The following is a 26394-nucleotide window of genomic DNA, read 5'->3' as shown; positions in this document are numbered from 1 at the left end:
ATAATCCCTCAATATCAAAGCCAATAAGTGATATAATGTCCGTTGATATGGCAGTAAAAGTATTGGATGAGAGTATCAATCAAATTGTATTGATAAAGCTCAAAGGCGGCAAAACCATTAGAGGTAATCTACTAGGTTTTGATCAGCACATGAACCTGCTACTTGACTCATCAGAGGAAATTCCTACTGAGGGCAATTCAAAAAGCCTAGGCACCATTGTTGTAAGAGGAGACAATGTTGTGATGATATCTCCTCCACCAGCAGCAAATTAGGTGAATTGAGATGACACGCGGCACAACTTCTATGGGTGGTTTTACAAAGAAAAAAGTACACATTAGATGTAGAAGATGTGGCAATAATGCATTTCATAAGAGACATCACCAATGTGCAAGTTGTGGATTTCCAGAGGCTAAACGCAGAAAGTATTCCTGGATTAAATGGTATACGTAGATGCAAGAGATTGCAATAATTCTTAGTTCTATAGCTGGTGTTGCTACAGCAGCTGCTGCAAGAAAAATGCCAAGAAACAAAACACAGTTACTTAGTCTAGGTGCTAGTTCACATATTAGAACTCAAATTAATTCTTTAAAAATTGAGAAAGACATTCTAACAAAAACAATTTCTAGACTATATCAAACAGATTATGGTTTTCCAAAAATTCAAAAAGACAAGCTATTGCTAAAGTATCAACACCAATTAGGAATCGTACTTGCAAAATTAGAAAAGCTCGAAGATGCAAGCCAACATCCAGATCTAGGACCTATTGGCGATGGATTAATTACATTAATGGATCAAAAGCTATCAAGATTAGATGACAGATTATACGAATTATCATCAAAGATCATAGCTGTAAATCCACCTACTTCGGAAATAAAAGAAGATGTTGTTGACACAAAACCAGAAGCAAAACAAAACAAGAAAATATTTAATTTTGAAAAACCAAAAGAAACAAAAATAGATCCTATCATAATACCACAACCAAATTCCAGACAATCATTTGAGTTAACTACATTAACTAGATTTTCAAATAAAGAGCCAAAATTCCCATTATTTGAGAAAACAATTGAGCCAAAAGAAGAGATCGTTCGAGAAACAGTTAAGCCAAAAGAAGAGATCAAAATAGTTCAACCAAAAATTGAAGATAAAATTGAGATTATCCAAGAAATTAGTACAAAGCCAGAGATCAAATTTGAAACAAAACCAGACATAAACAAAGAAGTTGCAAAAATAACTGAGCATAAGGCTCTTCCAGAACCAAAGAAAGCAAATCCAACTACAGTATTAGACGATGACTTTGATGAAGATAATTCAGATGATTTAGATAAGATCAAAGGCGAAATAATGAAAGTACTTTCCAAGATTGAACAAGCTGAGGTAGAATAATTGTCCTATGATGGTGCCATTGAGGCATTATCAACGGATGCATTAAAATTTGTAAAAGACGGTTATGTAATTGGATTAGGTAGTGGCAGAGCAGCTACTGCATTTGTTAAATCTCTTTCATCATTTATAAAAATAAAAAATTACAACATCAAAGGAGTACCAACATCATTACAAATTAAATTGATTGCTGAAAAAGGAGGAATTCCATTGGTTGGAGCTGATCAAGTTGATCACATAGATGTTGTCTTTGATGGTGCTGATCAGATTGATTCGCAGAAATTTGTCATCAAAGGCGGTGGCGGAGCTTTATTACGAGAAAATATCTTGTTTAATCTTGCAAAAAAAGTAGTAGTTATGGCAGATAAATCAAAATTTGTTAAAAACTTTACAAGAACAGTTCCTGTTGAAATTCACCCTCAAGCAAGAAATCTAGTCATTAATAAGATCAAAGGATTAGGAGGAAAAGCTGAACTTCGTTTAATTGATAAAGGATATCCATTCTTTACAGAAAATGGAAATGTCATTCTTGATTGTGATTTTGGAGTAATAAAAAATCCAAAAATTTTATCTCAAAAAATAAAACAAATATCAGGAGTGGTAGAATCGGGAATATTTATCAGAAAACCAGATGTCATTTACAGAGCCAAAACAGACGGCAAATTCGATATAATTTAGAAGATTATCTATCAAAAATTAAAACAGATTATTGCAAATAACATCATTATAATTTAAAGAAAATATTGGATTATTCATCATCAGAGATTAGCCACGATAATCCTCGTACTTCTTCCCAAGCAAGTTTTTGTTCAGTATTATTTTCTAACATATCATAGTATAATGAAAAGTAGTTTAAAAGAGCCATGAACAATTTGTTCAGATCAATGATCCATAATCATATGAATAGACTTGGGCTAAAGTGCCCAAGTCTTGGACGATGGTTTGGTCACAGCAGGCGAATGACTCCATTAGCGTATGATAACCATAGTAAATTAGAAATTTTCTTTAAAAGACTCACGTAGAAATTATCAGTAGGATCTAAATACTATTTTGATAAAACCTGAGTAGTTGGATCTCTCACCAAACAACTAACCGTTGCTGGTCTTAAGATCCAATTTAATATTTTATTAAAAAATTGACATTTAGGAAATATAGCGTTGAACAAATTTTCCATGGCCTAATTTTCCAACAACCTGAAAATCTTCAGCCACTAGTTGACCTCGCACCATAGTTTTAACAGGCCATCCTTTCAGCAACATTCCTTCATATACAATATAATCAGAAAAGCCACCAAATAGTTCAGATGAAACCTTATTTTCTTTTTTGAGATTTATCATTGTAATATCAGCATCAGCACCCTTGTCCAGCGTTCCTTTTTTTGGATACATTCCAAATATTTTTGCAGCGTTAGTACTAGTACATTTTACAAATTGTTCAAGCGAGATTCTATTTTTATTTACACCCTCACTTAATAAAATTGGAATTACAGTTCCTATTCCTGGAAATCCAGCTAGAGCCCCCCAAATATCTGCTCCACCAAGTTTTAGTTTGAGCTGATTTGCAACATGATCTGTTCCAATAGTGTCAATTAGATTATGAGATAATGCATCCCAGACCGCAACATTGTCTTGAGCAGTTCTAATTGGAGGCATCACTTTAGCAAGATAACCTTGTTGATTTTCATAAGATAGTGTAAGATAGTGTGGACAGGTTTCAACAAAAATTTTAGTTCCAAGTTTTCGTTCTTCTCTAATTTGCTCTAATGCTTTTTGAGAACCTATATGAACAAAATAGATAGCACAATCGTAGTCTCTTCCGAATTTTGAAACTGTTTTTATTGCCTTTGCTTCAAAGTCTGGAGAACGACTTTCAGACCATGCAGGAAGTCCATCGCGATTTTTTTCTCTAGCTGTCTTTATTCCACATGCACATGATTCATAATCTTCTGCATGAACTAAGACAGGACAACCAAGCAATGCTGCATTTTTTACAATTTCTTCTACTATTTCATTAGATACATTTACTGTAGCTTCAGATAATTTAGTTGAATAAGGTGCCATATCCATATACACATGACCTACATCTCCACCAAGGTTCATGTAAATTTTAAACGAGGTGATTCCTTTTTCAACACAGTAGGGCATTTCCCTGATTTGTTGGGGAGTAAAAACAGATGCATGAATTGTATAGTCAACATAATGATTTTTTGATGCGGCTTCTAGTTGATCTTGTAATGAATTTTTAAATGAATTTCCAAGTCGTAACATTCTCATCATTGTAGTAATTCCACCAATAGCTGCTGCATGCGACTCTGTTTTTGCTGCCTGATCAATTGGAGAATATACTCCATAATGAACATGGGTGTCTATAGGTCCAGGTATTGAGATTAGACCATTTCCATTTATTTTATTATCACATGCAGGAATATCGTTTGTGAAACCAACAATTTTTCCTTCGTCAATTATGATGTTTTTATCAAGCATTCCTTGAGGTAAAATTATGTGTGAATTTGTGATCACGGTATCATACGTCATCAGAAAATTTTCACGTCTTGCAGTCTATTATGCGTTGAGAAAATGAATAAAAACACATCTCTTAGAGGTAATGGAAGGGCCGGTGGTTTAGTGGTATAATGCCTCGTTCGCAACGAGGATGTCGGGGGTTCAATTCCCCCCCGGTCCATTAAAAATAGTTTCCAGAAACTATTATACATAAACAATGATTACAATCTTCCATGAAGGTTTTTGACGGAAAGAAAGCAGCACAAGAATACATGTCAAAGCACACTCTTGCATTTTCCACTCCAGAATTAACTCTCATGAGATTTGCATTTTGGTTAGGAGATACGGTTCCAGATCCAGAAAATAAAGAAAATTCACTTCCTAGAATGCTAACATTTATGGTAGAACAAGACTTTGCACCAATCTTAATTGATGATGACAAATACGAACCATCTGGTGCTGTTAAAAGCTCAAACGTTTATGGAAATGCATTCTCACAAACCACCAAAGATGGAAAATTCTGTTCTGAATGCGGTACAACACTATCAAATACAGCAAAATTCTGCCCCGAATGTGGTACAACACAAGATTAATTTTTAGAAATAATTTTAGGCCTTAGTTCCACATTTTGTGCAAAACTTTGCGTTTGGTCTTAATGATGCACCACATGACTTGCATCCATTTCCACTAGATTCAACAGTTCTTCTTGGCATTAATGATGGATCTGGAGATGGTAAAGTTCCAACATCACCAAATGCCTCTTTTGCAGATACAATTCCAGGAGGTCCACCGACAGGATTTTGAGCAGTACCTGATCTTGGCATACCCATTCCACTCATCATTCCAGGTTGTCCCATTCCTGGCATCAATCCAGGTGATTGAGTGTTACCTGTGCCTGCTCCACGAGATTTTTTTAGCTCAAAAATTACTTTGATTGCTAAAAATTCTAGTGCAGAATAAGCTACAACATAATCACCTAATTTTTGAAAAAATTCTTTGTCGCTTAGTAGACCTTTTTTGTACATATTATTTGTGTCAAGAAATGATTCATAGTAACCTTGAGATTCATCAAACAAGCTTTGTAATTTATCAAAAAGCATGTTCAGAGTATCTACTTCGCCAAATGACATACCGATACTTTATTTTTGGAATATTAATTACTTTAGGATCAAAAAATAGAAAGATGTGTAATGATTTATGCTTGTAATGCTCTATCAATCATATTTTTGTATGATTCTTTTGATGCAGCACCAACTTGCTGACTAACTATTTCACCTTTGTTAAGGAGAATTAAGGTCGGAATGCTAAAGACATTGTATTTGGATGCTAATTCATTAGCCTCATCAACGTTGACTTTGACAAATTTTACTTTACCTTGATAATCATTTGCCAATTCTTCAACTACTGGACTGACCATTCTACATGGGCCACACCATTGAGCCCAAAAGTCAACAAACACTGGTATATCAGAGTTAATCACATTGATTTCCCAAGACTTTGCATCTGAAACTTCTGTTATTCCCATAATAATTATAATTTATTGAACATCCCTAAAAATGTTCACTAGAGTTTACACCATATTTTTTGTTGGATAGAAAATCAAAAAAAATCATTTTAATGATATATACTTAAATGTCGTTTCAATAAAACGAAACTATGAGCGCCGAACTTAGACTTAAAAAATTAAGAGGATCTGGGGGTTACGTCATGGCGTCTGTAAATGACCAACAACAAATGAAAGGCAACTTGGGAGGTCCAGATCTATTTTTAGCACCTATTGGTAGATTAGATAGTCAAAAAATTACTAAACATTTTTGCAATACATGTGAAAAAGAATTTGAGGGTCCTCCAAAAATTGAATTTGAAAATCCAAATGAAGAGGTTGCAGAAAATTTAATTCTTGCAGAAAAAGGCCAATACATTTGTAATTCTTGTAAAGCAGTAATAGCAGAATACAGAGAATTTAAAAAACAAAATGAAACAGTAGAGGTAGGAAGTGCAAAACCATTAGAGTCTTCTAGTCAAACTGTTGCACCAAAAATTTCAGAACCAATACAACCTCAAGCAAAAACAGAAGCTATTGCACAGTCATCCACACAACCAAGTTCATCTACTACAGTTAGCTCAATAGAAGGATTAGCAGTGTATGATGAAAATGCTAAAAAAATTGGCCATGCAAAACAAGTTGGAATTGATTCTAATCAGTCAGTAGTATTGTTAATTATAAAAAATGATGGAACTGAGGGAAGTATCCCATGGAACAATATAAGAAAAGTAGGAGAGGTAATTCTTTTAGGAAATCCAGCTGCAGCGCCTCAAGATCCACAACCAGGAAAATGTGCAAAATGTGGATTTTCAAACAAAGACGGTTCCAAATTCTGTGAAGAATGTGGCAGTAAGCTACAATAAGTGTCGATAAATCTAGTCAGTTAATCAATAGGAAATGTAAATGTTGAACAAAAAATTAATGTCAAAAGGAATACTCAAAGACATCTTAATTGTAGCTATAGGAGTACTTGTGATCTGGATTGGTCTACAAGTTGTGTTTGGAACACAAAATCCATTTTATGTAGTTGCGAGTGGAAGTATGATTCCTGTTTTAGAAGTGTATGATGTTTTGATTGTTCAAGGACATGTGCCGTTTGAAGAAATTGAAGTTGGAGATATTATTGTCTTCAATCGCCCCTCAGGACATGATAGAGTAATTGTTCATAGAGTTGCATCTATTATTGACGATGAGCCAAAAACTATCAGAACAAAAGGAGACGCAAACCCTGCATCAATTCCAGGAACAGACTTTCCAATTACTGAAGAAGAATATATCGGTAAAGTAGCATATGTGATTCCACAGGTAGGTTATGTCACTCAACTACTAAAACCTCCGATTAATTATGTAATTATTGTAATTGTAATAGGAATTATGGTCGTAAAGCAAATGACTAAAAAGAAAAATGAAAAAGAGATTAGTTTGCAAGATCCATTTAAGAAAAGCGATACAAACACGGAATCAACTGCAGATATTCCTGAATTAGACAAGCTTGAAAAAGATAAAGCGTATTCAAATCAAGACAATGATAATTCTACTGAAAAGCAAGATTCAGAGAAAGACCAAAAGTAATTTTCCATAATCATTAGAATTATTTTTGAATAAAATATCCAAGTAAAAATATCTAAAACTAGAGAATTGAATCTTTAGTCTTGAAAATACGATTAAAATAATCAGATGGCTCGTTTGGTTCTTCAATATCGTTTGTTATTCCTGCAAGGTTTTTTGCAAGATTCTTTTTATATCCAATTTGCATCTGTCTCTGAATTTGTATTCTCTGAGCTTGTGGAGAACCTGCTCCATGCATTGATTCTGTAAGATAACCAACAGCATTTCGTCCCAATGTCATGTTTTCAATTAGTCTAAGAATTCTCATTCTATTTTCAACATCTGCTCCTTTTCGACCTTTAAGATATTTTTTGAGTAATGGACCTGCAACAGGATGTCTGAAGTCTTTCTCTGACGGCAAGGTTACAACTAGACCACCAGCAATATCTTGTGCAAGTCTACTAATTTCATATGGAAAACGGGTTACATTGTGTTTACAAACCTGTGCCAATACATCTTCGTTTAGATATACACCTGATTTCATTTTGTGACCTTGATGTGATGATGCAATTCCAGCAGCAAAAATTGTTTCATTAAGATGAGTCATCTCAATAATCTTGTCTTTGATATGAGATACGTTTGGAACTCCATTGTAATCAGCTATTGCAGCTGCTGCACCAATTAGAACATCACCTAATCCTGTCTTGCAAACATAACTACGTCTATGATAACAAGTAAAACGTTCAATTAACATTGATGCAAATTCATACTCACCATGCATGAATACTTTATCCCATGGAATGAATACTCTGTCTAAAATCATCAATGCTTCTTGTCCACCAAACTTTGCGTTACCATCATCAATATCACCTTCTTCCATACTTCTTGTGTCACATGATTGTCTTCCATAGATGTAAGTCACACCCTTTGCATCAGCTGGGATTGCACCAACAACTGCCCAATCTTTGTCATTTTCAGTTAATCTTACTGTAGGCATGAGAATTATCCAATGAGAATTGATACAGCCTGTTTGATGTGCTTTAGCACCGGAGACATAGATTCCTTTTTCATCTCGGTCAACTATTCTAGTAAACAAGTCAGGATCATCCTGTTCTGCCGGTCCCTTACTTCGATCTCCTTTTGGATCAGTCATGGCACCACCAATTACAAGATTTTCTTTTTGAACCATCTTAACAAATTCTAAAAATCGTTTATGATAGTTTGTCTTGTGTTTCTCATCAATTTCAAATGTAGTTGAATGTAAAGAATTCAATGCATCCATTCCAACACACCTCTGAAAACATGTTCCAGTGTTTTGTCCTAGTTTTCTTTGCATTTTGTTTTGTAAAACTAAATCTTGTGCACTCTCTGCAATATGTAAAAATCGATTAACAGTTAATCCAGTAAGAGATGAATGTGCAGAAGCAAGTGCTTCTTCACGTACAGCCAAATCATATGTCTCTGCAACGGCGTTAATTGATGGTCTGATCATTGGATGATCTACTGGTTCTTTAACTAATTCTCCAAACAGGTAAACTTTGAGATCACGACCTCTAAGACTTTCAATGTAATCATTACCAGTTCTAATTGTCTTTAGGACATTAGCCATGTGATTTTATTTACTCCTATGTTGTATAAATATTCTAAAACTAGACAAATCAAATTTTACGAGTAAATTACGATTAAAGACCAATTCTAACATCAAGAATTTTACAGCCTTTGCCTTTTTCCATTACAAGAACTGGATTCATGTCAAGCTCCTTTATTTCCTTAAAATCAGTAACTAATTGAGATAACCTTTGAATGCATTCAGATAGTTTTGCAATGTCAGATGGTTTTTCTCCTCGTACACCCTGTAATAGTTTTTGAGTTTTAATAGATGCTATCATGTCGTCTGATTCCTTATCTGTAACTGGTGCAAGTTTGAATGTAACATCTTTTAGTACTTCGACATAGATACCACCCATTCCAAGCATGATAACAGGACCAAATCCAGGTTCTAATTTAGAACCAATAATCAATTCCTTACCTCCTTTTACCATCTCTACGATAAGAACTCCCTTTATCTCTGCTTTTTTATTATATTTTTTGGCATTTGCAATAATTGTCTTAAACGCTTCTTTAATTTCTAAATCATTTGTGAGATTTACTTTAACACCACCAGCATCTGATTTGTGAATAATTTGTGGTGATGCAATTTTCATCACTACAGGATAACCTATTTGCTTTGCAATCTTTATTGCATCTGCTTCTGTTTTTGCAAGTGCACTTTTTGGTAAAGGTAATCCATATGCTTTGAGAACTTCTTGTCCTTCTTCTTCTAATAGATTAGGTCGTTTCTCTTTTTTTACTTTATCAAAAATTTTCTTTGCTTTTAATTTGTCAACTTTGAATTTAGGAATTTTTCCTTCAGGTGTTTTAATCCAATTTGCGAATTTTAGCATTGCAGCTAGTGTTCTAATTGCTCCTTCTGCATATGTATAATATGGAACATCACCTGCAGCTAGAATTTCTCTATTAGTAATTCCTTCATCTAGCCCCATCAAACTTGCAAGCATTGTCTTTTTGTGTTTTTTTGACATTGAAACAATTACTTGCGCTAATTTATCATAGTTCAAAGTTCCAGATGGAGTACACATTGAAATTACAGAGCCAACATTAGGATGTGCTAAAACACGGTCCAACACATTACTAAATCTATTAAAATCAGCATCACCTACAATATCTACAGGATTACGTGAGCTTCCCCAGGGAGGAATTACTGCATTAATCTTTGGACGAATACTTTCAATATTGGCCATTTTAATTCCCAATCGAGAACATGCATCAGTTGAGATAATTGCAGGTCCTCCTGCATTTGATACAATTACAAGTTCTCCTTTAGAAGGAAGTGGTTGTTTTGAAAAAGCTGTTGCATAATCAAACAGTTCTTCCATTGTATCAACACGAATAGCACCTGATTGTTTTAGTAATGCGTCATAGATTTCATCGGAGCCCATCAAAGCTCCAGTATGAGACATTGCAGCCTTTGCACCTTCAGGACTGCGTCCAGATTTTAAAACAAGAACAGGTTTTTTGAGTTTTTTAGTAATGTTTTTACAAACTTTGAGAAATTCCTGACCATCTCCCATATCTTCTAAATACATTACAATAACTTTGGTTTGATTGTGGTTAGCTAACATCTTAAGAATGTCAACTTCGCTCATTGCAGCTTTGTTTCCCATACTAACTACTGCAGAAAAACCAATTCCCTGTGCACTAGCATCTTCGACAAGTGCAGCACATATTGCACCGCTTTGCGATACTAGTGCAATTTTACCTGACTTTGGTGTTACCTTAAGGAAAGTAGAATTCATCATTGTCTTTGGATCAAGATTCATGACACCAAGACAGTTTGGTCCAATGATTTGTATTTTGTATTTTTTAGCAATATCTTTTAGCTTTTGTTCTCTTTTTGCACCTTCTTCATCAACTTCTTTAAAACCAGCAGTGATGATGATGACACCTTTAACTTTTTTCTTACCACATTCCTCCAACACATCTGCAACCAAAAGATTGTTGATGACAATTACTGCAAGATCAACGGGTTTAGGAATATCCATTACACTCTTGTAGGCTGTTTTATAAAACACGGTTGGTCTTGAAGGACTAACAGGATAAACAATGCCTTTGAATCCATTCATAATATTTGAAGTGATTGTAGCTCCAACACTACCTCGTTTATCAGATGCACCAATGATTGCTATTGATTTTGGTGAGAGAAAAACAGATTCGGTCACGTTAATTTGGACTAAAGATTTTGTGTAATAAAGTTATTCATAGAAACTTCTGATCTCTTTTTTTAGCTTCCTAACATCTTTCCTGCTAAATTTTCTTTTCTTGGAACCCATAAAAGAGTAATTTTAGAAAATTTTCCTATTAGAGTCCATGCCTCACGTGCAAGTTCTCGTAATTTTTCATTATTTATTGCAAATTCATGATTTAGTTGAGAAATTGTATTTTTTGAATCGCTAAAAATAGTAATTTCTTCAGTAGAATTTACAAAATTTTTCAGTGCTGCAATTATTGCCATGTATTCAGCCTGATTATTAGTTATTTCAGGTTTTTTTTCATAAAAAGAATCACCTGTCTCTTTTACAAAATAACCAAATCCCCCATCAGGACCGCCTGATCCATCAACATAAACACTAATTCCCATCTTTGTACAACCTCGTCATTTTTACACTCAGATTAATTACTATCATGTAAATTATTGTAGATATAACTTGCGATACTATAGAAGCAAGATATGCATCATAATTTATTGTTAAGAAATAATATTGTAAGAACCACCTTACTATTGTGTAGATTACCTCACCTATTCCAAGTGATGTAATAATTTTAATTAGATCGTGTTTTAATCTTGCTTTATCAGTTTTACCAGATTCAAGCAAATATTTTTTTCTGTTATCTAAATAATACAAACTACCAAACGTAGAAAAATAAACCACGTAATCAACTAACAGTGTATAACTAGTATTAAGATAAGCTGCTTGTTCAGATAATATTTGAGCAACAATTGCAGAGATTATAATTGACGCCGCAAAAGCGATAAGAATGTTTTTGTTAAGTGAAAAATATTTGTTATATTTTTTTAGCATAAAATTATTAGTTTCACTCTACAATTAAACTAGTCTAAAGTGATTTTCAAGAAAATCAACAATCCTGCTAGTTCAGCAATACCAACTCCTAACATGTATGGGAATATTTCATATGAAAAAAGCTCATCCATTGAGAAGTATGCAAATGCCCCAATAACATTATGAAGGAACAGCATACCTGCAACTACAATCATACCTAAAGGAAGCTGGGCTCTTGTCTTTGAGTATATTTTTCCAAAAATGCAAATTAAGACCACAAGTACCACCATATTAGCAATGGAAACGATAGATAGTAGTAGAGAATTGGATTCCATTTAGAGAGAAATATCTCCTAATCTTTTATTTACTTTTATCCAGTTTTCCTTCAATTTCTTCAAATGTCTCCATATTGGTTTCTAAAAATGTAGATATAAAATACATAACATTGTATTTTTCTCCAACTTTTGTAATCATGTTATTTTTTTCAAGAATTTTGATATGATGTTGAATAGCCTTATAATCAAAGCCCAATTCCTTGGATAATTGATTTGTGTTAAGTGGGGTTTTTTTAAGCAGAGATATGATGCGTAGACGAGTTAGTCCACCCCTTGAGCCTGTAAAAATAAACCACATTAGTCTCTTTGATTCTGGATCGTTTGCCATAATCTATGAAATTCTTGCATTCATCAATTAAAAGGCATTATGGGTTTTATTTATCTGATAGATATTAGAAAGTATAAAAAACATAATCAAGCAATTCTTGTGAAGTAAAATGATGTTAAACTATGATGCACCTTTGTACAGACCTCCCTCTGAGGCAAGATCATTAATTTTTCAAGTAACTCTAGGATGCTCCTTTAATGAATGCTCTTTTTGTGATATGTACAGATCAAAACAATATTCAGAAAAACCATGGGATGAAGTGAAAATGGAAATTGATCTGATGGCAAAACAACTACCAGATACTAGAAAAATATTTTTGGCAGACGGAGATGCTCTAAATCTTGATTCAGAATACATTGTTAAAATTGTAAAATATCTTTATGAAAAATTTTCTAATCTAGAAAGAATTTCATGCTATGCAATGCCAATGAACATCTTAAAGAAAACTCCGGAGGAGTTAAAGAAAATGCATGAAGCTGGATTAGATATGTTGTATTTGGGAATTGAAAGTGGTTCTGACATTGTTTTAAAAAAAGTAACAAAAGGAGCTATTGCAAAAACAATTATCAAATCGGTTAACAAAGCAAAAGATGCTGGTTACATAATGTCATGTATGATAATTTTAGGATTGGGTGGAAAAACGTATTCAAAAGAACACATTAAAGGAACAGCAGAAGTAATCAGTGCTTGTTCTCCTAATTATGTAGGAGCATTAACTCTCTATTTAGAAAATGGAATTAAACAAGAATTTTTGGAAAAATTTGGAGAGCCATTTATTCGAATTACTGATGATGAGTCCCTTGAAGAGTTATATGATTTAATCAGTCAGATAGAAACTAAGGAAGAAATAATTTTTAGAGCAAACCATGGTTCAAACGCATATACAATTAAGGGCACATTTCCACAAGACAAACAGGCTATGTTAGATAAAATAAATTGGATGAAGCAGCATCCAGAAATTATGCGCCCAGAAGGACTGCGTGGCTTTTAAAATCGAAATAAATTTTCTATAATGCCTATTTGATAAACAATAGACAAGCCTAAAACAAAGCTAAGAGAACATGTCAAGTACTTCATTATTGTTTTTGCTCTAGTATTATTTGATAAACCAAATGGAATACCAAGTAATCCTCCGATTAGAGACATTCCAATAACAGAGCCCAATCCAAATATTCCAATGAATGTTAATGCTGAAGGAAGACTAAGAATCATGCCTGAGGTCATAACAATAAGCGTTCCACTTCCAGCAAGACCGTGAATCATTCCGATTAAATATGATTTATGATTATGAGAGTGATTATTATCATGATGATTGTGTTCATCAAAATGAATTGAACCGTCATTATGTGTATGTGGATGTCTATGTTTAATTTTTAGAATATTTTTATTTGATATTCTTGTAATTGCTAATAAAATTAACATCAATCCAACTAAAAATTCAAAACCAGAAAAAATTTCTTTGTTTATTGTAAGTGTAAAACCATAAACTATCAAACCAACTAGTATCAAAGTAGTAGTATGTCCTGCTCCCCAGATTGCTCCAAGTAGTGATGATTTTGTTAGACTTATTTTGAAAAGTTGTTTTTTTGATTGATTCGTATTAGAATTTGTCAGTTGAGTAGAAACAGCAGTAATGTGATCTGCTTCAAATGCATGTTGTATTCCTAATGTTAATCCAAGTCCAGCAATAATAGCCGGAGTAAAGTTACCAATCTGACCAAATATTTCTTCTAACAATTTTACCTCACAGGGCTACTTGTTACCATGGTAAAAAGAATTTCCAAATGTTAGAGTTGGTCAACTATTGGCTTTAGATTATCTGGCAGATCAGGAATTTCAGTATGGCTTTCATTGTTTTGAAGAATTTCTGGTCCTATTCTTCTTACTCTCTGAGTTCCAATTAAAGTATCAATATTTCTTTGAATATCCTTTTCACTTAAAATAGTCTTTAATTTTTCAATGACAGTTTCTTCATTTTCATATTTTTTAATAGCATATTGGACAAGGATCATCTTCTCATTCATAGAATAGTCAGTCATTTGAAAATCTCATCACAAACAGAGTAAAAAACATTAGCGAGACTAAGAGAATTTTTTTTCCAAATCTTCTTTTTTGGGAATACCAGTAAACTCGAGTTTTCCATTAATCACTAAACCAGGTGCCATAAATATAGGGTATTTTTCCAAATATTCCGGTTTTTCAGTTACATCAATAAGATCATATTTTATGCCTAGTTTATCTAACATTTTTTCAAGCACATTACAATTAGAGCATCCAGGAGTGGTGAGAACCAGCACAGTCATGATTTTATGAATTGTTTAGGATTCTGCTCAAAAGCCCATTTACAACTAGCACAACAAAATCGATATTGTTTTCCTTCATGTTCTAACAAATCACCTTTTTCTCCAACATCCATTCCACAAACAGGATCTTTCATGTTATCATTTCCTTTTTTCGAGTAAAATACCATATGATTGGAAATATAAGCAGTGCACTAAATAAAACAGGAGCAAATTCTTGTGGCATTTGAATATCATAGTGATGAGTATGCTGGCTAATATGAAATTCTGGAGGAAGAGATAATGTTGAAACAAAATTATTCCATGCAATGTGTACAAATGTAGATTCATACCATTCATGACCACCAGGTATACCATTAATTATTAAAAATGCTCCAAGCACTATCAACATCCATCCAGTAAGTTTTTCAATTGTTATTTTGTTTGCAGTAATTCCTTTTGTAGCATTTACGCCAATGACTGCCAAGACAGATAAAAGAATTAAAGGGATTGCTCTTCCTACTCCATGTACTGCGCCTAGACTTGCACCTATCTCCATATTACCAGTTCCTGCGATGTAAATTAATAACCAATAAAACATAGGATTTGGACAACCAACACCTGCATTTCCTAATAACAATCCCATGAAAAATGATTTTGAATAATCTCCTCGTTTTTGAATAAAGTTGGGAGTACCAGAGTACGTAGGTAGTTTTAATTCAAATAACTTTAGCTGTGACAAACCAAAAAGAAATGCTGCAATACCTGCAATCAAAAACATAAAAACTGAAATACGATCCAAATCAGCCGTTTGACCAAGTACACCAATTCCAAATCCATAAAATGCAATTGTTATCGTAAGACCTATACCAAATAATATGGCCATACCAAGTCCTTTTTTTGCACCTTTACCCATACTAAGAGGGACAATAATGAATACTAGCGGAAGTGTACAAGGTAAAATTATCATGGATAGACCAGCTAGATAAGCAATCATTAGCCATGAAGGATAAGATAATTCATTTCCAGCACCAATTGCAATTTCATTTGTAGCTGCAAATACGCCGCCAACAAAAATTAGAGAAAATAAGATAAACAAAGTAAGAACAAGAGATTTTTTTATTGTGATTTGATGTGACATGAATAATCTATGAAGATGCGTATACAATAATAGTGTACTTTACAATTGTAAAATGATAAATATTCTCACAAGTAATTAGGCATGTGCCATTTCAGCCAGACGATATGGATATTGCAATAATTGAATCACTGATAAAAGACGGAAGAAAATCATTTAGACAGATATCAAGAGAGATCAAAGTAAGTACACCTACTGTTCAAGCAAGATATGAGAGATTGGTAAATGTCGGATTGATAAAATCCATATCGCCAATAATTGATCTTGGAATGCTTGAAGACAAGACTGAAAAATATTTTGAAAACATAAAGACAAGATCAACAAAAAAACATGATGTAAAAATAACAAAAAATATGATTTTAAAAATGACATGTGATTTGTGTAAGGGTCCAATTTTGGACAAACCGCATGTTCTTAAAATTGCAAATTTTGAGAGATTCTTTTGTTGTACATCTTGTAGATCTTTGTACAAAGAAAAATACAAAGGAAGAATAAAAACATTGAATCAAGAAACATGAAAATTAATACCTAAAACCATTTCTGTAAAAAGTTCCACTTGCAACACATATCACAAAACAAGAATTTGCATCTAATTTTATTCCTAAAAAAGGACATGGGCCCACAGGGATTTGAACCCTGGATTTTCGCCGTGTAAGGGCGACGTCATAACCGATCTGGACCATGAGCCCGAAAACCTACCTTGTTAAAAACCATTTAAACTTTGAGACAAGTAATAATCTAGAAATTTGATCAGAATTTCATACAAATATGATAGATTTAGATTTTTTTTCTAGTCCAATAGGATTAGGCCATGTTACAAGAGACATAGCAATTGCAAATAATTTTCAAAACATTTCTACTAAATTTATCACAGGAAGTAGTGCTACAAAAATTCTAAAAAATTTAAATTTTGAAGTTGAAGATGTGTATATTCCTCCATCATTTATTATAGAAAACGGAAAGCTAAAAAATTCAACTAGATGGCTTTGGAATTATTATCAATACTATAAAAGATGTAAAAAAATTTCTGAAGAGATCATACAAAAAGATAAACCAAGATTAATTGTAAGTGATGAAGACTTTGCTTCACTTACTGTGGCTCAAAATAAAAAAATACCGACTGTCTTGATTACGGATATCATACAAACTAATTTTGTAAATGGCATAACATCATTTATTGAAAAAAGGATGAATAGATCTATGCAGAAAATTATGAAAAATTGCGATACTGTGATTATTCCTGAAAATGGGACTGATGAGGGAAATATCAGAAGAGTTGGACCAATTGTAAGACAAACAAGTTTTTCTAGAGACGAACTTCGGAAAAAGTTTTCATTTGATAAAAAAACTATAGTGATTTCAGTAGGAGGAACAGATGCCGGCATATATCTAATTGAAAAAACAATAGAATCAATTTCAAAAATAAAAAACGATATTGATGTAGTAATAGTTTTAGGTCCATCTTTGAATAAAAAATTTGGAGAAACTGTAAGAAATTTGGGATTTGTAGATAACCTCCATGAGATAATTTTTGCAGCAGACGTGATAGTATCGCTTGCAGGAAAATCAACTATAGATGAATCAAAAGTGTATGGTACGCCTGGGATTTTTATTCCAATAAAGGGGCATTTTGAACAAGAAGATAACGCAAAAGAAGAAGGGTTTGTTTTTGAGGATATTTACAAAATCGACAAATTAATCATTGAAAAACTAGAGCAGAGGAGAAATCCAGTACAGACTAGTGGAGCAATTAATGCATACAACATAATCAAAAAATTGATGCAATCTTGATCCAATCCTTAATAGATAACCAATTATTTTTGTTAAAGTATCATGACAAAGTTAGTCGTAGCCAAATTTGGTGGTAGTGCTATTGGCATTGATGGCATTTCAATACCACTAATTATAGACAGAATTAATGATTTAAAAAAAGATTCTAAAATTATTGCCGTATTTTCAGCACCACTTACAATTCAAAATGGAAAAAAACGCTCACTTACAGATGTAATCTTAGAGCAGGGAAGAAATGTTGAAAGTGGTAAAAAAGCAAATTTGGATGTCATAAAATCATGTTATGAAAAAATCATGAAATTTGTAAATTCTGAAAATAAAGAAGATTGTCAAAAAAGCATAGATTTGTTCCTAAAAAAAGCTGAAACGGCATTAGATGAAGCATTATTAAAAAAAGAATTTGCAAATGAGGTACGTTCACGATCATTGGCATTTTCAGGAGAAATTCTAATTTCACATGTAATGAATCATATTCTAAGAAGTAATGGAATAAAATCAAACGCAGTAAGTTATGATGACTGGCCAATAATAACGGATCATAATATAGAATCAACAAATTTTCTTGCATCTAAATCAAGAGAAAATCTTGGAAAAACAGCTGAACTAGTAGATGAAAACGAGGTAGTTGCAATTGGAGGCTTTATAGGAAAAACTCCAGAGGGAGTAGTTACTACGTATGAACGAGGAGGTTCCGATAGAACTGCAGCTGATCTTGGAATACTATTTCATAAAAAATATGAAACCAGAATAGATTTTGAAAAAGACAGTTCTGTAGTGTCTGCAGATCCAAAAATTGTTGAAAATGGATTGACGGAAGTAGATGAATTATCATACAATGAAGCAAGACTAGCAGGAATGTTTGGAATGAAAATTTTGGATCCTATTGCAATCAAAGAGATCGTAGAAAACGGAGTAGATATGCCAATTATTGTTACAAATATGAAAGAACCATCAAAAACTACTACAATTAAACGAGTTCCAGATAGTAAAAACGGTCATCCAATCAAGATTGTAACGGGAAAAGAAAATTGTGCAATTTTTAAAATTGAAACAAATGCAGCACAGAAATTACTAGTATCATTAGAAAAAGACAAACGCTATAGCGAATACATAATTTTATCACCATTTACTAAAGATGGTGTTGAATTTTCAAGAATATTATTTTTAGATGCAGATTACGTTAAAAGAAATGAAAAATATTTCCTTGGATTTGATCCACTTGCATCAATTACATACAACCGAGGGGTAATAACACTAATCGGAGATGAGATGTGGAGAGTACAACAAGTAGCATCACGAACTAGTGCAAAGATTGGTGAAGTAGGATTAAACATTTTGAATATGGATGCACAAGAAGAGACTTCAAGAATAATTATTGTGATTGAAGATTCTAAAGATAGTATCAGAAAAGCTATAAACGTGATTCATCAAGAAATATCAAAGATTAATTTTATTTAATTGAGTTAAAGAGGCGTTAAGGGTTTTCACCTTTACCGCCAATAAGGGTTTGTTCTTGGACCTTATCTAGATTTAGTCCGGCGTTACCCTAAACACGCGATAATAATACTAGCATTTTCAAGTATATAGATGTGATCTATATAGAATCTTCACATACGCTCAGCTATATACCAAATAATCATGCCTACAATAATTATTGCATACCACTTGAAATTTTTCTTGTTAAGAAAAATATTAGCTGAGCCTAGTTGAGTAGAATCAATTCTAATTTTTCTTAATTCAAATGCCTGACCAACCAAACCCACGATTAAAAGAATAATTGCAGAAAAACCTAATACCCACTCCATAATCTAAATTGGTTTATGCTGTATTTAGGACTTGCAGAGTAATCAACATCATAAACAATTTTGAATAAATTCTACCAATCCCAAAGATATTCTTTAAATTGGCATAATATTTTCTCTTTCCTATGAAGGAAATTGGCAAAATTTGGATGAATGGAAAATTAGTACCATTCAAAGATGCCAAAGTACATGTACTTACTCATGCCTTGCATTATTCAACATCGATCTTTGAAGGGATTAGATGTTATAATACACCAAAGGGATCAGCAATTTTCAGATTAGAAGAACATGTAGACAGACTGTTTAATTCAGCAAAATTATATTCTATGAAGATGCAATATTCAAAAAAAGAGATAACAGATGCAATAATTAAAACAGTAAAAGCTAACGGGTTAAAAGAATGCTACATTAGACCATTGGCATACTATGGTTTTGGTACAATGGGCCTTACACCAACTCCAAACAAAGTTGATGTTTCAATTGCTTGTTGGGAATGGAACATGGGAGAAGGGAAGGCTGGAAAATTCTCTGGCGCAAAATGTAAAGTTTCAAGTTGGATAAAGATTGATTCTAGATCACAACCAATGCAGGCAAAAGCAGCTTCAAACTATGCAAATGCTGCACTAGCTAGAGTCGAAGCACTAGAGAATGGATATGATGAAGCAATAATGTTAAACATAAATGGAAAAGTTGCAGAAGGCAGCGCAGAGAATATTTTCATTGTAAAAGACAATACAATTCAAACTCCCCCACTTTCAGCAGGAGGTTTAGAAGGAATTACGCGTGATAGTGTAATCCAAATCATTGAAGAAAATGGCGGATATGTAATAGAAAGAGATCTTGAAAGAGGAGATTTGTATTCTGCTGATGAGATATTTATGACAGGAACCGCTGCGGAAGTAAAATCAGTTACACAAATTGATAAAGTGATAATTGGAAATGCAAAGATGGGAAAGACCACAAAAGAATTACAAAAACTATTTTCAGATGTCACAATGGGAAAAGATGAGAGATTTTTACCATGGTTAACCTTTATCTAACATTCCAAGAAGTTTTTTACCCACAAATATAGCAATACAAGTATGGAATCTTGCTCAACTGGAAATACAGAAGAGATCTGCTGGTTTTGTAGAAGAGGTCGCCATGATGATTGCATGAAAGAGATTCCAATGGATAACAGATCAGACGGACCTCATGATTGCACATTTGATACAAAACTTGTTCCCTGTAAGTGTCAACATTAAACAAATAATATCAAATACAAGACAAATGAAAACATTTTATGAATTATGATAAAGAGTTTTGGGATAAATATGCAAACGAAAACGAATACAAATTCAATGAAGAATTTGCAAAGTTTGTCAGAGATTTGGTAGTTTCATTGCGTTGTACAAGTGTATTAGAGATAGGATGCGGTACCGGGATTGATTTACGATTATTTCCTGAATCATTTGATGTGTATGGTGCAGATTTAAACGACACCGCATTAGATATTGCAAAATCAAAAAAACCAACGGTTAATTTTAAAAAAGCATCAATTATAGACTTGCCTTTTGAAAACTCATCAGTTGATTTTGTATTTACTCATCAGCTATTGAACTATCTTGAAGACGATGTTTTAGAGAAAGGAATTTCTGAAATGTATCGAGTATCTAGAAAATACATTATGAACTGTGAAAGATATGACGAATCAGAAAAACAAATCAATAATAATTCTAAATTTAGAAATATGCAAAAAAGATGGCTAGAGTATAAAGTAAAAATAATCAGTAATGTGGATATGCATGAAGAAATAGAACCAGACAAAAGCAGATTTACGCTTTTAAGAAAACTTTAGAAATATCGAGATTATTGTCTACCTAACTCATCATATGTTTTTGGTATTTTGATTGTAAATGTAGTTGGGTTATTTTTTACAGTAATACTTCCATTGTGTTGTTCAATAATATTTTTACAGCTAGCTAGACCCAGTCCTGTTCCTTTTTGTTTTGTAGTAAATAGAGGTTCAAATATTTTATTTATAAAATCTTCAGGAATACCTAAACCTGAATCAATAAAATCAATAACAGCATAATCACCATATGTTTTAATATTTATTTCAAGTGTACCTCCCTGATTCATTGCCTGAATTGCATTCACAATAAGATTAATGAAAACGGCATCAATTTTCACTACATCACAAGTTATAATTACATCAGTATCTGAGACAGTAATTATAACATCATGTGGCACGTTGACCTTGTCAATTGATGTTAAAATTAATTCTCTAAGAGATGCAGAAGTAGGCTTTAATGGAGAATTTCTAACATAACCTAACACATCATCTACTTGATGAGATATTCTATCGATACTTTTTTCAATTAATTCAAGTCTTTTAGTAATGACGGTATCAGAAATTTTTGCATCTGCAGGATGTTGTTTTATCAAATCAACAGACATTTTCATTACAGATAATGGATTTCTTAGATCGTGTGCTAAACGACCAGATAGTTCTCCAATAGCAGATAATCTTTCAGCTTTGAGTACTGCTTGTGTTTTTTCTTCAATTAGCTCTTCTAAACTACTTCGTTGTTTTTCAAGATCTACAGTCTTCATTTGAACAAATTTTGTGAGATTTCTGTTAATTGTGAGAATTATAACAGTAAACACAATAAGTATTGCAATAACTCCAAATACAACATATTCAACTGATAATTCCTCTTGAGGAGTTAAGTAGAACACATTGATCATAGAGATAACAACAATCATTGAAAATATCATCAATGTCAGCGGAATACCATACTTTGTAATAGTTTCAAATTTTATATTTTCATTAAAAAATATCTCATTATTATGAATATCAGAATTATTGGAAATTTTTATGCGACTATAAACAGAAAATATTAACAAAATATAACTATACAGATACATTACATCAACAGGATGTCCATCATGATATGTGCCATTTAATTCTGAAAAAAGATAGAATGTATCAGAGACACTATAAATCAGAAATGCAAACAACATTAACATCCATGAATAGTTAATGCTTTTTTTTACCATAAACAAAATTCCAACAATAGCAGGAGCTAATTGAAATCCAGACATTATAGGATATAATAATAAAACAGATTTGGAAAAAACATCTAATCCTTCATCTTCATCAAATGAATTAAAATATCCTATCATAGATGGAATTACAAATGAAAGTGATAGCAAAAAGGCAAATAACCAAATCTTTTTTGTTATTAATTTTTTGATTGGCTTTAATGATAATAAAAGAAAGCCAACAAAAAATGGATATGCACCTACATAAAAAATGTCAGCAATTGAAGGAAAAGGATCTACATTATAGATATCTTCATAGATAAACCAAATTTGTTCTGCGATAAACCAAAATGAAACACCTATGGTAAAGAGTGCAAATGCCTTTGATTGAAAATTATTCTGTTTGTATAATTTGATTGTAAGAATAAATGAAAATAAAATCAATATTCCAGGAATAATTGCATATGCAGGGATAGAAATCAAGATAAATTGCGAGTCTTCTAAAAACGGCTTTACCTGATAAAGGAGTGTTATTCCCAATAAAACAGATGCTAGAAAAATAATGGGATTATGATCTTTTTTACTTTTATTGTGTTTATATTCTAAATTATCCATAAATGAAACCTCTTAATTTCACATAGATTAGTGTAGTAATTAGATAATATGTTTTTGTGAGATTTACGCATTAATTGATTAGCGAAGGAGAAAAATTACTTATTTGTATTAAATTTTACAATCCTAAATTTAATTAATATCTTAAGAGCATCATACTGAGAACATGACAGTGATTTTAATTGTTGAAGATGATGAAGAATTATTAAATTTGTATGTAGAAACACTGGAAATCAATAGATTTAGTGTTCAAACAGCCATTGATGGTGAGGAGGCCATATCAAAATACAAGAATATACGTCCTGATTTAGTAGTGATGGATGGAATCTTGCCAAAAATGGATGGTTATGATGCATTTTCTCAAATTATAGAATTTGATAAAAATGCAAAGGTGGTAATAGTAACAGGATATTCTGAATTTTATGAAAAAAATAAACTAGCTCTTAAACAAGGTTTGATTTCGGTAATTTCAAAACCAATTGGAGTAGATGAGTTATTAAACTTGGCAAAAAAATATTGTAAAAGTTCAGAGAATAAAAATTCAACATCTAATCCAGATTTAGAAAGATCTATAAGCTAACAAATTACAAGACATTTTGAATGACAGATAATAATTGGTGGAAAGGATTGCCAAAAGAGTTTGAATTAGATTTAGAATTATTATCAGATTTACAAAATTAAAATTATTTTAAAATTTTTTTCACATTGAAATTAATTTAACAAAAAAGCGGGTCTAGTGGGATTCGGACCCACGACAACCGGATTAAGAGTCCGGTGCGCTACCTGGCTGCGCCATAGACCCACAAAAATAGAAAATCTTCGAGTTGTTATTAATCTTAAGATTGTTATAGAAATGAAAATTTAATTTTGAGCTTTTGCTTCAATTTCAGCATATTTTTCAAGAATTGCAGTAAGTGCTGTTGAAACTGGAACATCATTCATTTTTTTCTTTTCAGCAAGTAATTTTTGGTATGCATCTAATGTGATGTATACTGGAATTGAACCATTTCCTTCAAGTAGTCCTCTAACATTGTAAAGTGCTGTTTCCATTCCACGTTCAGCAGATTTTGCAAACTTTGCTTTATCCAAAATTGCTCCTAATGGACCAAATGGCATTGCGTAATCTACAGACATTGTTACTTTGGTCAAATTGTCACCTAATGATTTGAATTCATTAGTAATTTTCCAGTGCTTAAATGGTCCTGAAATTTGTTTTGCAGAGATTCTTTCATTTCTGACAAATTCAGTTGTTTCACAATCCCATTCTAATCGTTTACCATTAAAGTCACCAATTATTCTAAATGTTGTTCCTACACCCATTCCTTCTTTAATATCCATAGGAATTACAGTCATGCCTACTGCATCATTTTTGATTTGATCAGAAACGTGTTCCGGTCTTGCAAAATAGGTAAATACATTTTCTATAGGTGTTTTAATATCGATTGATTTGCTTACGATAGTCAACATTTCAGTGTCTTGCCAATAAGGATTTAAAGGTTTTGAAGATTTTCCAACAAAAATTGATTAACACTATATTTATGCAAAATTATAGAATTCATAATGACAAAAGTACGATCAGTCATCATTATGTTTATGTTAGTTACAATTAGCATTCCCTTATTTTCTGACGCATATGCTCATTCAATGTTTAATTCTGCTGAAGAGTTTCTTGGTGGGTATAGGGTACAAGTTGCAACACTACCAGAATTTCCACAGATAGGAGAAAAATCTCAGATATTATTTAGAGTTGGAGATAGTGAATTTAATGAAGTAGATCAGTTTACTATGGGGGTTAGATTTTTTTATAATGATCAACAAATCGATGCAATCAATCCAGAGTTACACAAAGGAGGTCATTATGAAACAGATTATGTTTGGAAAAATTCAGGAAATCATATTGTAAAAGTTGATCTATATGATATGGAAGGTAGCCCAGAAGTTCTTACTTATACTTTTAACATGGGTACGCAAAATCCATTTGGATATATTTTCATCATGGCAATCACTTTTGGAGCCATTACATTAGGAATAGTCATAGCATATATCTACATTCCAAAAAAAATAAAATTAAAGTCTAAACTGTAGATTCTATTGGTTTTTTTGCAATTCTAAATGCAAATAATGTGGTTAGTAAAACCATTGAAAATAGTAATATTCCAACACCCAAGTGAATTGCAACAAGTACAGCGTGTAGTTTTAGATCAATTACTAGTGCACCAAGTGTAATTTGAGTAACTACAAGTGTAGATGCAAAAGTACTAGTAAATCGCATCTTTCGTCCAGCATTTTTGTTAATCCAGCTTCCTACTGTAGTCGCAATTACAAGAGCACCGGTAGTTGCAGCAATCAATCTATGAGTCCATTCAATAAAATATTCTTCATTAGGCATTATTCCATTTGGACATAATGGCCATTCAGGACATGTTAGTCCAAGTCCAGCCGATGAAATGTATCCACCAATAAACATAAGAGAATACAAAATTACTAGTGATGTTAATGCCAGATATTTTAGAGCCAATCTATTCTACTATGAATGAACCTTGCATTCCTTGCAATGCATGTCCTGGAACTGTACAGATGTAATAGTAAGTTCCTGGGGCACCTGCAGTAAATGTTACACTACCATCTTGACCTGGTTTTAAAGGATTATTTGGAGATGCAATAGCAGAGTTCCAAAGAACATTATTGAAGTCTTCTGGATTTGATACAATTCCAAATGAATGAAATGATTTACCTGCATTTACAGTAGTAAATGTAATTTCATCACCAGAATTTACACGAAATTCAGGATTGTGTCCTTCTTCGCCAGGTAATGCATTAAACGCTAATGTTCTAAAATCAGATGATTCAACAAAGTCTACACTAAAATCATGGTGAACACCAGTTGGAGCTGCTGCAGCCTTTGGTGCATCTCCAGCTTCTGCGGCACTAACTATAATCTCTCCGACCATTCCTTGTTCTCTATGACCAGGAACAGTACAGATGTAATAGTAAGTTCCTTCTTCAGCTGGAATAAATTCAGACATTCCATCTTCACCAGGTTTTAATGGATTGTTTGCAGATGCAATTTCACTTCCTGGAATAATTCCGGCAAATCCTTCGGATGCTTTAGTTACACCAAATGAATGAAACGACTTTCCAACATTTGCTACATTAAATACAATTTCATCACCAACATTTGCATTAATAACAGGATTGTGTCCTTCTTCGCCAGGTAATGCATTAAACGCTAATGTTCTAAAATCAGATGATTCAACAAAATTCAAAGTAACTTCGATATGTTTTCCAGTTGCTACACCTGGTTGAAGCCCATGTTCAGATTCGCCTGCCATTAATGCAACTACAGGTGCTGGTTGAGAAGTCCAGTAATCCCACATGCCAAAAAATATTGCACCACCAACAATACAAATGCCCAACATTATGGCCATCATTTTTCCAGTTCTTGCAGGGGTTGTTCTGTAAATATTTTGAGTGTCTTGATTCATTTC

At 32.8% G+C, this 26394-nt stretch carries 35 protein-coding genes and 3 tRNA genes; 17 read left to right on the top strand and 21 right to left on the bottom strand.

Features of this window, described 5'->3' with window-relative positions; translation table 11 throughout:
* Positions 1 to 35: 35 nt before the first annotated feature.
* From K5782_RS03115 to rpiA, 4 genes are read left to right on the top strand one after another with little or no spacing between them, the layout of a single operon-like run.
* Positions 36 to 272: an LSm family protein gene (locus K5782_RS03115; protein WP_007549569.1), complete on the top strand. Its 237-nt coding sequence runs from the start codon at positions 36 to 38 to the stop codon at positions 270 to 272.
* Positions 273 to 282: 10 nt separating this feature from the next.
* Entirely contained in the window at positions 283 to 450 is a 168-nt protein-coding gene (locus tag K5782_RS03110) for a 50S ribosomal protein L37e (protein ID WP_081470626.1), read from the top strand.
* Complete coding sequence (locus K5782_RS03105) at positions 451 to 1383, top strand: hypothetical protein (protein WP_297463958.1); 933 nt, start codon at positions 451 to 453, stop codon at positions 1381 to 1383.
* Entirely contained in the window at positions 1384 to 2058 is a 675-nt protein-coding gene (gene rpiA / locus K5782_RS03100; RefSeq protein ID WP_297463957.1) for a ribose-5-phosphate isomerase RpiA, read from the top strand. It begins immediately after the preceding gene.
* Positions 2059 to 2522: 464 nt separating this feature from the next.
* Here the strand turns inward: rpiA and K5782_RS03095 are convergent, their stop codons facing one another.
* Positions 2523 to 3914 carry an amidohydrolase family protein gene (locus tag K5782_RS03095; RefSeq protein ID WP_297463956.1) on the bottom strand — a complete coding sequence of 464 codons (1392 nt, stop codon included), beginning with the start codon at positions 3912 to 3914 and terminating at the stop codon, positions 2523 to 2525.
* A gap of 76 nt (positions 3915 to 3990) precedes the next feature.
* Here K5782_RS03095 and K5782_RS03090 point away from each other — a divergent pair.
* A tRNA-Ala gene (locus K5782_RS03090) sits at positions 3991 to 4062 on the top strand.
* A gap of 52 nt (positions 4063 to 4114) precedes the next feature.
* Complete coding sequence (locus K5782_RS03085; protein WP_297463954.1) at positions 4115 to 4474, top strand: zinc ribbon domain-containing protein; 360 nt, start codon at positions 4115 to 4117, stop codon at positions 4472 to 4474.
* A gap of 15 nt (positions 4475 to 4489) precedes the next feature.
* On the opposite strand, the gene K5782_RS03080 is transcribed toward K5782_RS03085, so the two are convergent.
* Together K5782_RS03080 and trxA are read right to left on the bottom strand one after the other, a co-directional pair.
* Positions 4490 to 5011, bottom strand: a complete 522-nt coding sequence (locus K5782_RS03080) for a zinc-ribbon domain-containing protein (RefSeq protein WP_297463953.1) — start codon at positions 5009 to 5011, stop codon at positions 4490 to 4492.
* Positions 5012 to 5076: 65 nt separating this feature from the next.
* On the bottom strand, positions 5077 to 5406 hold the full coding sequence (trxA, locus tag K5782_RS03075; RefSeq protein ID WP_007549557.1) for a thioredoxin: 330 nt from the start codon (positions 5404 to 5406) through the stop codon (positions 5077 to 5079).
* 131 nt (positions 5407 to 5537) lie between these two features.
* Between trxA and K5782_RS03070 the strand changes: the two genes are divergently transcribed.
* Together K5782_RS03070 and K5782_RS03065 are read left to right on the top strand one after the other, a co-directional pair.
* A complete protein-coding gene (locus K5782_RS03070; protein ID WP_297463951.1) occupies positions 5538 to 6290 on the top strand; it encodes a zinc-ribbon domain-containing protein in 753 nt (250 codons plus the stop codon).
* Between the two features lie 40 nt (positions 6291 to 6330).
* Positions 6331 to 6999 carry a signal peptidase I gene (locus tag K5782_RS03065; RefSeq protein WP_297463950.1) on the top strand — a complete coding sequence of 223 codons (669 nt, stop codon included), beginning with the start codon at positions 6331 to 6333 and terminating at the stop codon, positions 6997 to 6999.
* A gap of 58 nt (positions 7000 to 7057) precedes the next feature.
* Here the strand turns inward: K5782_RS03065 and K5782_RS03060 are convergent, their stop codons facing one another.
* From K5782_RS03060 to K5782_RS03035, 6 genes are all read right to left on the bottom strand, one after another.
* Complete coding sequence (locus tag K5782_RS03060; RefSeq protein WP_297463949.1) at positions 7058 to 8584, bottom strand: 4-hydroxyphenylacetate 3-hydroxylase N-terminal domain-containing protein; 1527 nt, start codon at positions 8582 to 8584, stop codon at positions 7058 to 7060.
* A gap of 73 nt (positions 8585 to 8657) precedes the next feature.
* The gene (locus tag K5782_RS03055; RefSeq protein WP_297463948.1) at positions 8658 to 10754 is read right to left on the bottom strand and encodes a 4-hydroxybutyrate--CoA ligase; all 2097 of its coding nucleotides are present in this window, start codon (positions 10752 to 10754) and stop codon (positions 8658 to 8660) included.
* A 62-nt stretch (positions 10755 to 10816) separates the two neighbouring features.
* Positions 10817 to 11173 carry a reverse transcriptase-like protein gene (locus K5782_RS03050; RefSeq protein ID WP_297463946.1) on the bottom strand — a complete coding sequence of 119 codons (357 nt, stop codon included), beginning with the start codon at positions 11171 to 11173 and terminating at the stop codon, positions 10817 to 10819.
* On the bottom strand, positions 11163 to 11615 hold the full coding sequence (locus K5782_RS03045) for a hypothetical protein (RefSeq protein ID WP_297463945.1): 453 nt from the start codon (positions 11613 to 11615) through the stop codon (positions 11163 to 11165). The genes K5782_RS03050 and K5782_RS03045 overlap by 11 nt, the downstream gene beginning before the upstream one ends.
* A 29-nt stretch (positions 11616 to 11644) precedes the next feature.
* Complete coding sequence (locus tag K5782_RS03040; protein ID WP_297463944.1) at positions 11645 to 11872, bottom strand: hypothetical protein; 228 nt, start codon at positions 11870 to 11872, stop codon at positions 11645 to 11647.
* A gap of 82 nt (positions 11873 to 11954) precedes the next feature.
* Positions 11955 to 12257 (bottom strand): winged helix-turn-helix domain-containing protein, encoded by a 303-nt coding sequence (locus K5782_RS03035; RefSeq protein WP_297463942.1) that lies wholly within the window; start codon positions 12255 to 12257, stop codon positions 11955 to 11957.
* Positions 12258 to 12366: 109 nt separating this feature from the next.
* On the opposite strand from K5782_RS03035, the gene K5782_RS03030 reads away from it, so the two are divergent.
* Positions 12367 to 13248, top strand: coding sequence for a radical SAM protein (locus K5782_RS03030; RefSeq protein ID WP_297463941.1), 882 nt, complete (start codon positions 12367 to 12369; stop codon positions 13246 to 13248).
* Here the strand turns inward: K5782_RS03030 and K5782_RS03025 are convergent.
* Genes K5782_RS03025 through K5782_RS03005 form a run of 5 tightly spaced genes read right to left on the bottom strand, consistent with a single transcriptional unit; the run spans position 13245 to position 15677 of the window.
* On the bottom strand, positions 13245 to 13994 hold the full coding sequence (locus K5782_RS03025) for a high frequency lysogenization protein HflD (RefSeq protein WP_297463939.1): 750 nt from the start codon (positions 13992 to 13994) through the stop codon (positions 13245 to 13247). The two genes, K5782_RS03030 and K5782_RS03025, sit on opposite strands and share 4 nt — an antisense overlap.
* Positions 13995 to 14044: 50 nt before the next feature.
* Positions 14045 to 14296, bottom strand: a complete 252-nt coding sequence (locus K5782_RS03020) for a hypothetical protein (protein ID WP_297463938.1) — start codon at positions 14294 to 14296, stop codon at positions 14045 to 14047.
* Positions 14297 to 14338: 42 nt separating this feature from the next.
* On the bottom strand, positions 14339 to 14560 hold the full coding sequence (locus K5782_RS03015; RefSeq protein ID WP_297463936.1) for a thioredoxin family protein: 222 nt from the start codon (positions 14558 to 14560) through the stop codon (positions 14339 to 14341).
* Positions 14557 to 14694: a YHS domain-containing protein gene (locus K5782_RS03010; RefSeq protein ID WP_297463935.1), complete on the bottom strand. Its 138-nt coding sequence runs from the start codon at positions 14692 to 14694 to the stop codon at positions 14557 to 14559. The genes K5782_RS03015 and K5782_RS03010 overlap by 4 nt, the downstream gene beginning before the upstream one ends.
* Positions 14691 to 15677, bottom strand: coding sequence for a cytochrome c biogenesis protein CcdA (locus K5782_RS03005; RefSeq protein WP_297463933.1), 987 nt, complete (start codon positions 15675 to 15677; stop codon positions 14691 to 14693). Before K5782_RS03005 ends, K5782_RS03010 begins: the two co-directional genes overlap by 4 nt.
* A gap of 83 nt (positions 15678 to 15760) precedes the next feature.
* On the opposite strand from K5782_RS03005, the gene K5782_RS03000 reads away from it, so the two are divergent.
* Entirely contained in the window at positions 15761 to 16192 is a 432-nt protein-coding gene (locus K5782_RS03000) for an AsnC family transcriptional regulator (RefSeq protein ID WP_297463932.1), read from the top strand.
* 96 nt (positions 16193 to 16288) lie between these two features.
* On the opposite strand, the gene K5782_RS02995 is transcribed toward K5782_RS03000, so the two are convergent.
* Positions 16289 to 16363 (bottom strand) — tRNA-Val (locus K5782_RS02995).
* Between the two features lie 79 nt (positions 16364 to 16442).
* Between K5782_RS02995 and K5782_RS02990 the strand changes: the two genes are divergently transcribed.
* Complete coding sequence (locus tag K5782_RS02990) at positions 16443 to 17465, top strand: glycosyltransferase (RefSeq protein WP_297463931.1); 1023 nt, start codon at positions 16443 to 16445, stop codon at positions 17463 to 17465.
* A gap of 42 nt (positions 17466 to 17507) precedes the next feature.
* On the top strand, positions 17508 to 18923 hold the full coding sequence (locus K5782_RS02985; RefSeq protein WP_297463929.1) for an aspartate kinase: 1416 nt from the start codon (positions 17508 to 17510) through the stop codon (positions 18921 to 18923).
* Between the two features lie 149 nt (positions 18924 to 19072).
* Here the strand turns inward: K5782_RS02985 and K5782_RS02980 are convergent, their stop codons facing one another.
* A complete protein-coding gene (locus K5782_RS02980) occupies positions 19073 to 19270 on the bottom strand; it encodes a hypothetical protein (protein WP_297463928.1) in 198 nt (65 codons plus the stop codon).
* Positions 19271 to 19392: 122 nt separating this feature from the next.
* On the opposite strand from K5782_RS02980, the gene K5782_RS02975 reads away from it, so the two are divergent.
* The 3 genes from K5782_RS02975 to K5782_RS02965 are packed head-to-tail and all read left to right on the top strand — an operon-like array spanning position 19393 to position 21104.
* The gene (locus K5782_RS02975; RefSeq protein ID WP_297463927.1) at positions 19393 to 20307 is read left to right on the top strand and encodes a branched-chain amino acid transaminase; all 915 of its coding nucleotides are present in this window, start codon (positions 19393 to 19395) and stop codon (positions 20305 to 20307) included.
* Between the two features lie 42 nt (positions 20308 to 20349).
* On the top strand, positions 20350 to 20511 hold the full coding sequence (locus K5782_RS02970) for a hypothetical protein (protein WP_297463925.1): 162 nt from the start codon (positions 20350 to 20352) through the stop codon (positions 20509 to 20511).
* Between the two features lie 38 nt (positions 20512 to 20549).
* Positions 20550 to 21104, top strand: a complete 555-nt coding sequence (locus tag K5782_RS02965) for a class I SAM-dependent methyltransferase (RefSeq protein WP_297463924.1) — start codon at positions 20550 to 20552, stop codon at positions 21102 to 21104.
* Between the two features lie 11 nt (positions 21105 to 21115).
* On the opposite strand, the gene K5782_RS02960 is transcribed toward K5782_RS02965, so the two are convergent.
* Entirely contained in the window at positions 21116 to 22909 is a 1794-nt protein-coding gene (locus tag K5782_RS02960) for a HAMP domain-containing sensor histidine kinase (RefSeq protein WP_297463923.1), read from the bottom strand.
* Positions 22910 to 23072: 163 nt separating this feature from the next.
* On the opposite strand from K5782_RS02960, the gene K5782_RS02955 reads away from it, so the two are divergent.
* Positions 23073 to 23486: a response regulator gene (locus K5782_RS02955; RefSeq protein ID WP_297463921.1), complete on the top strand. Its 414-nt coding sequence runs from the start codon at positions 23073 to 23075 to the stop codon at positions 23484 to 23486.
* A gap of 148 nt (positions 23487 to 23634) precedes the next feature.
* On the opposite strand, the gene K5782_RS02950 is transcribed toward K5782_RS02955, so the two are convergent.
* Positions 23635 to 23708: transfer RNA gene (locus K5782_RS02950), tRNA-Lys, on the bottom strand.
* A 59-nt stretch (positions 23709 to 23767) separates the two neighbouring features.
* Positions 23768 to 24373 (bottom strand): SRPBCC family protein, encoded by a 606-nt coding sequence (locus K5782_RS02945; RefSeq protein ID WP_007549525.1) that lies wholly within the window; start codon positions 24371 to 24373, stop codon positions 23768 to 23770.
* Positions 24374 to 24466: 93 nt separating this feature from the next.
* Between K5782_RS02945 and K5782_RS02940 the strand changes: the two genes are divergently transcribed.
* Positions 24467 to 24991 (top strand): hypothetical protein, encoded by a 525-nt coding sequence (locus K5782_RS02940; RefSeq protein ID WP_297463919.1) that lies wholly within the window; start codon positions 24467 to 24469, stop codon positions 24989 to 24991.
* On the opposite strand, the gene K5782_RS02935 is transcribed toward K5782_RS02940, so the two are convergent.
* Entirely contained in the window at positions 24981 to 25424 is a 444-nt protein-coding gene (locus tag K5782_RS02935) for a COX15/CtaA family protein (RefSeq protein ID WP_297463918.1), read from the bottom strand. The two genes, K5782_RS02940 and K5782_RS02935, sit on opposite strands and share 11 nt — an antisense overlap.
* Position 25425: 1 nt before the next feature.
* Entirely contained in the window at positions 25426 to 26391 is a 966-nt protein-coding gene (locus K5782_RS02930; protein WP_297463917.1) for a plastocyanin/azurin family copper-binding protein, read from the bottom strand.
* Positions 26392 to 26394 lie beyond the last annotated feature (3 nt).

The sequence above is a fragment of the Nitrosarchaeum sp. genome (assembly GCF_025699065.1).
GTDB lineage: Archaea > Thermoproteota > Nitrososphaeria > Nitrososphaerales > Nitrosopumilaceae > Nitrosarchaeum.
The sequence above is the reverse complement of the archived record's forward strand: the minus strand, read 5'-3'. Positions and strand labels throughout refer to the sequence as shown.

What these genes read in the sequence shown, in the direction of transcription:
- K5782_RS03020 (WP_297463938.1), bottom strand. Translation starts at nt 14,296, where the DNA reads ATGACTGACTATTCTATGAATGAGAAGATGATCCTTGTCCAATATGCT.
- K5782_RS02975 (WP_297463927.1), top strand. Translation starts at nt 19,393, where the DNA reads ATGAAGGAAATTGGCAAAATTTGGATGAATGGAAAATTAGTACCATTC.
- K5782_RS03105 (WP_297463958.1), top strand. Translation starts at nt 451, where the DNA reads ATGCAAGAGATTGCAATAATTCTTAGTTCTATAGCTGGTGTTGCTACA.
- K5782_RS02990 (WP_297463931.1), top strand. Translation starts at nt 16,443, where the DNA reads ATGATAGATTTAGATTTTTTTTCTAGTCCAATAGGATTAGGCCATGTT.
- K5782_RS03060 (WP_297463949.1), bottom strand. Translation starts at nt 8,584, where the DNA reads ATGGCTAATGTCCTAAAGACAATTAGAACTGGTAATGATTACATTGAA.
- K5782_RS03080 (WP_297463953.1), bottom strand. Translation starts at nt 5,011, where the DNA reads ATGTCATTTGGCGAAGTAGATACTCTGAACATGCTTTTTGATAAATTA.
- K5782_RS03030 (WP_297463941.1), top strand. Translation starts at nt 12,367, where the DNA reads ATGATGTTAAACTATGATGCACCTTTGTACAGACCTCCCTCTGAGGCA.
- K5782_RS02965 (WP_297463924.1), top strand. Translation starts at nt 20,550, where the DNA reads ATGAATTATGATAAAGAGTTTTGGGATAAATATGCAAACGAAAACGAA.
- K5782_RS02985 (WP_297463929.1), top strand. Translation starts at nt 17,508, where the DNA reads ATGACAAAGTTAGTCGTAGCCAAATTTGGTGGTAGTGCTATTGGCATT.
- K5782_RS02940 (WP_297463919.1), top strand. Translation starts at nt 24,467, where the DNA reads ATGACAAAAGTACGATCAGTCATCATTATGTTTATGTTAGTTACAATT.
- K5782_RS03065 (WP_297463950.1), top strand. Translation starts at nt 6,331, where the DNA reads ATGTTGAACAAAAAATTAATGTCAAAAGGAATACTCAAAGACATCTTA.
- K5782_RS03115 (WP_007549569.1), top strand. Translation starts at nt 36, where the DNA reads ATGTCCGTTGATATGGCAGTAAAAGTATTGGATGAGAGTATCAATCAA.
- K5782_RS02960 (WP_297463923.1), bottom strand. Translation starts at nt 22,909, where the DNA reads ATGGATAATTTAGAATATAAACACAATAAAAGTAAAAAAGATCATAAT.
- K5782_RS03035 (WP_297463942.1), bottom strand. Translation starts at nt 12,257, where the DNA reads ATGGCAAACGATCCAGAATCAAAGAGACTAATGTGGTTTATTTTTACA.
- K5782_RS02980 (WP_297463928.1), bottom strand. Translation starts at nt 19,270, where the DNA reads ATGGAGTGGGTATTAGGTTTTTCTGCAATTATTCTTTTAATCGTGGGT.
- K5782_RS02945 (WP_007549525.1), bottom strand. Translation starts at nt 24,373, where the DNA reads ATGTTGACTATCGTAAGCAAATCAATCGATATTAAAACACCTATAGAA.
- K5782_RS03005 (WP_297463933.1), bottom strand. Translation starts at nt 15,677, where the DNA reads ATGTCACATCAAATCACAATAAAAAAATCTCTTGTTCTTACTTTGTTT.
- K5782_RS03045 (WP_297463945.1), bottom strand. Translation starts at nt 11,615, where the DNA reads ATGCTAAAAAAATATAACAAATATTTTTCACTTAACAAAAACATTCTT.
- K5782_RS03050 (WP_297463946.1), bottom strand. Translation starts at nt 11,173, where the DNA reads ATGGGAATTAGTGTTTATGTTGATGGATCAGGCGGTCCTGATGGGGGA.
- K5782_RS02955 (WP_297463921.1), top strand. Translation starts at nt 23,073, where the DNA reads ATGACAGTGATTTTAATTGTTGAAGATGATGAAGAATTATTAAATTTG.
- K5782_RS02970 (WP_297463925.1), top strand. Translation starts at nt 20,350, where the DNA reads ATGGAATCTTGCTCAACTGGAAATACAGAAGAGATCTGCTGGTTTTGT.
- K5782_RS03015 (WP_297463936.1), bottom strand. Translation starts at nt 14,560, where the DNA reads ATGACTGTGCTGGTTCTCACCACTCCTGGATGCTCTAATTGTAATGTG.
- K5782_RS02930 (WP_297463917.1), bottom strand. Translation starts at nt 26,391, where the DNA reads ATGAATCAAGACACTCAAAATATTTACAGAACAACCCCTGCAAGAACT.
- K5782_RS03085 (WP_297463954.1), top strand. Translation starts at nt 4,115, where the DNA reads ATGAAGGTTTTTGACGGAAAGAAAGCAGCACAAGAATACATGTCAAAG.
- K5782_RS03095 (WP_297463956.1), bottom strand. Translation starts at nt 3,914, where the DNA reads ATGACGTATGATACCGTGATCACAAATTCACACATAATTTTACCTCAA.
- K5782_RS03010 (WP_297463935.1), bottom strand. Translation starts at nt 14,694, where the DNA reads ATGAAAGATCCTGTTTGTGGAATGGATGTTGGAGAAAAAGGTGATTTG.
- trxA (WP_007549557.1), bottom strand. Translation starts at nt 5,406, where the DNA reads ATGGGAATAACAGAAGTTTCAGATGCAAAGTCTTGGGAAATCAATGTG.
- K5782_RS03110 (WP_081470626.1), top strand. Translation starts at nt 283, where the DNA reads ATGACACGCGGCACAACTTCTATGGGTGGTTTTACAAAGAAAAAAGTA.
- K5782_RS03070 (WP_297463951.1), top strand. Translation starts at nt 5,538, where the DNA reads ATGAGCGCCGAACTTAGACTTAAAAAATTAAGAGGATCTGGGGGTTAC.